Raw genomic sequence first — 2,029 nt, 5'->3', positions numbered from 1 at the left:
AGGCCGATCTGATCCAGGCCCGCCGCCGCAACATGGGCATGGTCTTCCAGTCCTTCGCCCTGATGCCGCATCTGACCGCGCTGGACAATGCCGCCTTCGGCCTGGAAATCTCCGGCGTGTCCAAGGCCGAGCGCCACAAGGCGGCACAGCAGGCGCTGGAGCAGGTTGGCCTCGGCACCTACGCCCACCGCTACCCGCGCGAAATGTCCGGCGGCATGCAGCAGCGCGTCGGCCTTGCCCGCGCGCTGGCGAACGACCCGACCATCCTGCTGATGGACGAGGCCTTCTCCGCGCTGGACCCGCTGATCCGCACCGAGATGCAGGATGAGCTGCTGCGCCTTCAGCGCGAGCACCAGCGCACCATCGTCTTCATTTCCCACGACCTGGACGAGGCGATGCGCATCGGCGACCGCATCGCCATCATGGAGGGCGGCCGCATCGTCCAGGTCGGCACGCCCTACGAGATTCTCAGCCGTCCGGCCGACGATTACGTCCGCTCCTTCTTCCGCAACGTCGATGCCTCAAAGGTGCTGCGCGCCGGCGACGTGGCGCGTTACGAGGCGACCAACACGGTCATCCGTCTTCCCGGCGAACTGACCCCCGCCCTGCAGCAGCTGCGCGAAAACCACCATAATTTCGGCTATGTCCGCACGCAGGACGGACGTTTCGAGGGGATCGTTTCGCAGGCGACGCTGGAACGGGAACTGAAGGGTCCGCAGCCACGCTTCGTCAACGCCTTCCTGCCCGACGTCCAGACGGTCAATGCCGCCGCTCCCATCCATTCCCTGCTCGCCCTCGTCGCCGACAGCGAATGGCCGGTGCCGGTCGTCGATGACGACCACAATTTCCTCGGCGCCATCTCGCGCGCTCTCATGCTCCACACCTTGGTTCGGGGGGATTGACCGATGGACTTTGAAATCAGAATCGGCAAGTGGGTCGAGGATCTCGTCACCTTCATGCTCGACCATTTCCAATCCACCTTCGACGCGATCTCGACGGTGGTGAACGGATTCGGCGGCGCCATCGACTTCGTGCTGGTCGGGGCGCCGGCCTGGCTGCTGATCGGCCTGATCGTCGCGGTCTCGCTCTGGCGCGTCGGCGTCGGCTTCGCCGTCTTCACGGTGGCCTCCCTGCTGCTGATCGTCGGCATGGGGCTGTGGACGGAGACCGCCTCCACCCTCGGACTGGTCCTGACCTCCACCCTGCTCTGCCTGCTGCTCGGCGTGCCGCTGGGCGTGTGGATGGCCCGCAACCGCGTGGTCGAAAGCATCGTCCGCACCTCGCTGGACTTCATGCAGACCATGCCGGCCTTCGTCTATCTGATCCCGGCCGTGATGTTCTTCGGCCTGGGCCGGGTGCCGGGCATCCTCGCCACGGTCATCTTCGCCATGCCGCCCGCCGTGCGCCTGACGGCGCTGGGTATCCAGCAGGTTCCGGGCGAGATCGTCGAGGCCGGCAAGGCATTCGGCTGCCATGACCGCCAATTGCTGTTCAAGGTGCAGTTGCCGAACGCCCTGCCGTCGATCATGGCCGGGGTGAACCAGACCATGATGATGGCGCTGTCGATGATCGTCATCGCCTCGATGATCGGTGCCGGCGGTCTGGGCAACGTGGTGCTGCAGGGCATTCAGCGGTTGGACATCGCGCTCGGCTTCGAGAGCGGACTCAGCGTCGTGCTGCTGGCGATCATCCTCGACCGCATCACCCAAAGCTTTGGGCGGACCGCCGCCGCACCGCGCCCGGTACGCTTCGCCTTCCTGCGCCGTTTCCTGCCGGTGCCGGCACGGTGAGCGCGGGGGGTCGTCCGGAAGAGGGCTTCGCCGCCGCTCTTCCGACGCAGCCCCTGCCACCTGACCGGCGGCGGCTGCATGGCAACGCCCTGGCGGGCGACATCGGGAACGGCGTACGGGTGGAGCGGTTGACCGACTCCCTCCTGGCGGACCGGCTGGAGGACCTGGCACCCCTGCGGCTGGCGGTGCTGGGCGAGTTCCCCTACCTTTACCAAGCTCGCCGGCTTACAAGGAGCGCT

2 protein-coding genes and 1 pseudogene are annotated in these 2,029 nt (G+C 66.8%); all 3 read left to right on the top strand.

Annotation, left to right across the window (positions count from 1 at the left end; translation table 11 throughout):
* The coding region (locus I71_RS10815; protein WP_042694803.1) for a glycine betaine/L-proline ABC transporter ATP-binding protein at positions 1 to 902 on the top strand (902 nt) is incomplete at its 5' end.
* A gap of 3 nt (positions 903 to 905) precedes the next feature.
* Entirely contained in the window at positions 906 to 1,790 is an 885-nt protein-coding gene (locus tag I71_RS10810; protein ID WP_042694801.1) for a proline/glycine betaine ABC transporter permease, read from the top strand.
* A pseudogene (locus I71_RS37315) lies at positions 1,787 to 2,029 on the top strand (hypothetical protein); the annotation flags it as partial. The gene I71_RS10810 and the pseudogene I71_RS37315, both read left to right, overlap by 4 nt.

This window comes from Azospirillum sp. B506 (genome assembly GCF_000333595.1).
Lineage (GTDB): Bacteria > Pseudomonadota > Alphaproteobacteria > Azospirillales > Azospirillaceae > Azospirillum.
Note: the sequence above shows the minus strand (reverse complement) of the source record. Positions and strands in the feature narration are given on the sequence as shown.

Excerpts from the sequence above, each read along its gene's own strand:
- I71_RS10810 (WP_042694801.1), top strand. The coding sequence starts at position 906 with ATGGACTTTGAAATCAGAATCGGCAAGTGGGTCGAGGATCTCGTCACC.